The sequence below is a fragment of the Candidatus Frankia nodulisporulans genome, from assembly GCF_902806475.1.
Classification (GTDB): domain Bacteria; phylum Actinomycetota; class Actinomycetes; order Frankiales; family Frankiaceae; genus Frankia; species Frankia umida.
Genome location: NZ_CADCWS010000327.1, coordinates 1 through 3,921, shown reverse-complemented (window position 1 = coordinate 3,921; position 3,921 = coordinate 1). Strand labels below are relative to the sequence as shown.

Below are 3,921 nucleotides of genomic sequence, written 5' to 3'. Positions count from 1 at the left end.
TCGGCTCCCCCGGCACACCACCCGAGGCCGCCGGCCCGGTCGAGGCGAGCCCCGCCGAGGCCCTTCCCGCCGAACCCAGCCCCGCTCAGGCGCGACCGGCCCCGCTGACGGCGGCCAAACCGGATGTGCCCGCCCCCGTCCCGCCAACCGTGCGTGGCGCACCGCGGCCGGATGTGCCCGAGGCCGCATCCGCGGTGGTGCCGGATCCCGCGCCGGCACGGGTGGAGCGCACCTCGACCGAGGCGGATGATCTCTGGTGATCCTCCAGCTCCTGATCCTTCTCGCGATCCTCGTGGGCCTCGGCGTCCTGGCCGCCTGGCTGTGGTACCTCCCAAGCGACCTCGCCCCTGACCGGAGCCTGGACGATCCGGCCGGCCACGACGCCACCACCAGCGGTGCCGGCGCACCAACCGCCGCGCGCACCGCGGCCACCACCGGCCCCCAGGACGCTGACCCGACCCGCCGCGCGGGTTCCCCGGAGACCGGCGGTGGGACGGGCGAACCGCCGACGCGCCCGTCTCCCGCGCCGCTCGGCCACCGAGCGCGACACCCCCAGCGCATCCCCGCGACAGGTCCCCGCACGTCGCCTCGGCGCGCCGACCCGAGGGATGAGCGGCCACGGTGAGCGATCTCGAAACGTTGACGTTTCGCCGTCCGGATGGCGACAAAGCCGTCTGGGAGGTCGAGATGGATCCGGGGCCACCCGAGGAGACCAGGAACTTCCGGACCCGGCGCGGGCTGTACCAGAACTTTCCGATCGCCATCCGCTACGCGATCGGCGGGGAGAACGCGGAACTGCCCCTGGAGAACGCGATCGCCACCGGCCTGCGGATGCTGCGCCGGTTCGACGCCGATCGACACTTCCCCTGGGAGCGGGGCGCCACGTACTACCCGTGGCAGCTGTCCCGCCTGTTCGGTTACGAGGTCGACCGGGACGAACCGTTCGCCATCACCGCCGAGTACGGGGCGCCGATCGAACAACTGACCAGTCCACTGGTCTCCCCGGATGACCTGGGGAAATTCGCCGGTGGCCTGATCCTGCTCGAGCAGCTGGGGATCTCCCACCGTCAGCTGCGCGGTAACACCCTGCACTGGGACCCCACGAGCCGGACGCTGCAGATCAACCGGTTCGAGTACGCCCGCCGCCTCGGCGAGCCACGCTCCAGGCTCGCGCAGGTCCCCACACCGGCCGACCGGACGCCCCGCGAATGGGCATCGCCCGAGCAGATCCTCGGTCGCGGGTTCATCGACGCCGGCGACGACCTGTACGCCGCGGGTTGCGCGCTGCTGAGCGTCGTCACCCCGGGCGGCCTGCACATCGGTCTGGGTGGCCGACCCGATGTCGCCGCCAGCGGCATGCCGTGGCTCGGGCAGATCCTGCACGGCGTGTTCGACGCCCCCGACGCCCGACCGACCGCCACCGAGCTGCTGCGCCGGCTCGGGCAGATCATGGGAGCGGACGAGGTGCCCCGCCACGAGCCGGACACCCTCGCCGAGGGCCGCCGCGCCTACGACCAGCTGATGGCCGCGAAGGGGCAGCCGGCACCGGCCCGCCCGGCCCGGCCGTCCTCGCCGCCGCCGAACGAGCCGCCGGGCGGGCACCCACCGTTCGCATCCGGCCCGGACGACCCGACCGGTCCGCGCGCCGCACCCGGCCAGGACGGCTACCCCACCCCGCACACGATGACCGGTCCGGGCGCGAGCACCGATCCGGAAACCCTGACGCGGCCACCGTCCCCCCACGGGGGTTCCACGAGCAGCACGCGTCCGGAGAAACGGCGCCGACGAGGCCGGAGGTAACCGCGATGGCCGTCAACAGCACATCCCCGGGCACGAAAAAGATCACCTGTGTGATCTGCCTGGAGGAATTCGAGTGGAACGAGCGTGACGCGTACCGCCGTGAGAGCAGTGGACCGGCTGTCCGCATCACTCTGCCGCCCCGGGACAGCGCCAAATGGGGGGCCGAGGTGCAGAGCGCTGTGCTGCGCTGCCCGAACGAGGTCAACCGGGTGCCGCACTACTTCCCGGTGGATTTCGTGCTCTACGAACGGCCGGTCGTGATCGGTTTCGTCGGTACCACCATGGCCGGCAAGACCTGCCTGCTCGCCGCCATGTCCGGTGAGATCGACCGGCAGCGGCTCACACCGCGGGGGCTGCGCACGGTACCGGTCAATCTGACCGAGCACTACAGGTACCGCACCGAGGTCGTCGATCCCTTCTTCGACGAGGGTCTCGCCCCGCCGCACACCAATCGCCGCGAGCTGGTCAGCTACACGGACGCGGTGCTGATCACCACCGATGACGGACGCACGTTCCCGCTGGTCTTCTTCGACGCCGCCGGTGAACAGCTGCGCGGGCTGCAACAGGATTCGATGGCCCTGCGGTTCCTGCAGCGGGTGGACGGTCTGATCTTCGTCGTGGATCCGGATCTGATCGGCGACGGCAGTGGCCGCGCGGGCACCAGCATTCTGGACGATCCGACGTTCGGCGCCACGATAGCCGGCCTGCGTTTCCGCCCCATGCGGGGCGGCCGGTTGCAGCTTCCGGCCGCGATCGCCATCACCAAGTCGGACACGCTGCGTTTCACCGCACCGGTGGACCGTTGGCTGAGCCGGCCGACCCCGGCGAACGCCGACCGGGAGGCGATCCGACAGGAAAGTCAGGACGCCTACGCGTTTCTGCACCAGCGCCGGGCCACCGCCTGGCTCGCACCGGTCGACCGGTTCCAGTGGTGCACCCTGCACTTCGTCTCGGCCAGCGGCGCATCCTATCTGAAATCCGACGGCACCCCGGGGGCAGGCCGATTCGTCCGACCAGCGCGGCCACGGCGCGTACTGGAACCGATCATGGCTCTCCTGGCCATGATCGAGGAGCACACCACGCACGCACAGGGGGACTGACGCTCCGATGACCGAACCGGCACAAAGCCCTGTGCACCAGGTGATCCTGCTCTACAGCCGGCAGGCGGGCGGGTTCCGCCCGGCCGCGTCCACCCTGCCAGCGGACGATCCCGTGTTCGCCGGCAGCCAGTTGACCATTCTCGCCGATGCGGCCTATCGCAATCAGGACGCCCACGTCGGTTCGAGTTTCTGCTACGCCAGGACACCGGACGATCGCGGCATGATCCTGCACCGCTTCCCGGACGGCGACACCGATCGCCTTTCCGCCGCGACACACGTCCTGATCGGCGACAAGGTGCCCGCCGGCATGGCCCTCGGACTCGCCTCCGGCTGGCCACACTGGTGGCGAGGTGGCCCGTTGGGCGAGCTCTACCCCCTCGACCGCCACCACCTTCTCGAACAGGCCATGGAACAACTGCGCCTGCGACAGCGCACCGCCCGCTCCCGCACCATCGAGGAAGAACTCACCCGCCTGATCGTCGCGCTGGTCGACGTCCGCTCCGCACCCCTGGCCATCACCGGCCACACCCACGACCCCGCCCTGCTCCTGATCGCCGCCCGCGACATCCTGCGCGACTGGGCCAGCCCGGACTGGAGCTTCTCCACCGGCGAACCAGCCCAGCACTCCGGCGTCCGCATCACCTTCCTGCTCCCCGACGGACAACCCCACTCCGACGGCTACGCCGACCTCAGCCGTTACCTGCCACACTCCCCACACCTCATCACCCTCGCGAACCTCGTCCGCGCCTACACCAACTCCCCCGACCCCGCCACCTGGTCCACCCTCCTCGAAAAAGCAGGAATCAACACCCTCGACGACCTCCTCTCCTGGGCCGAAGGATTCACACCCACACCCGGCACCGAAGACCTCAAACGCACCCTCAACGACAACCACAACCACCAGATCACCGCACTGAAAGCCACCGCACAGTCCGCCCAGGACGCACTACAGCGTGAGATCGCCGAACTGACGAGGGCACGCGACGAAGCAGTTCAGACCAATGCCGTCCTGCGGAGACAG

At 70.3% G+C, this 3,921-nt stretch carries 4 protein-coding genes and 1 pseudogene; all 5 read left to right on the top strand.

Annotated elements, in window-relative coordinates; translation table 11 throughout:
- Nucleotides 1-260 (top strand): annotated as a pseudogene (locus tag G6R24_RS19035) (dihydrolipoamide succinyltransferase); the annotation flags it as partial.
- Nucleotides 257-625: a hypothetical protein gene (locus G6R24_RS19030; protein ID WP_163550553.1), complete on the top strand. Its 369-nt coding sequence runs from the start codon at nt 257-259 to the stop codon at nt 623-625. The pseudogene G6R24_RS19035 and the gene G6R24_RS19030, both read left to right, overlap by 4 nt.
- Nucleotides 622-1,800 (top strand): protein kinase family protein, encoded by a 1,179-nt coding sequence (locus G6R24_RS19025; RefSeq protein WP_163550552.1) that lies wholly within the window; start codon nt 622-624, stop codon nt 1,798-1,800. The genes G6R24_RS19030 and G6R24_RS19025 overlap by 4 nt, the downstream gene beginning before the upstream one ends.
- 5 nt (nt 1,801-1,805) lie before the next feature.
- A complete protein-coding gene (locus G6R24_RS19020) occupies nt 1,806-2,900 on the top strand; it encodes a TRAFAC clade GTPase domain-containing protein (RefSeq protein ID WP_163550551.1) in 1,095 nt (364 codons plus the stop codon).
- A gap of 7 nt (nt 2,901-2,907) precedes the next feature.
- Nucleotides 2,908-3,921, top strand: a 1,014-nt coding sequence (locus G6R24_RS19015; RefSeq protein WP_163550550.1) for a hypothetical protein, incomplete at its 3' end; no start/stop codon positions are given.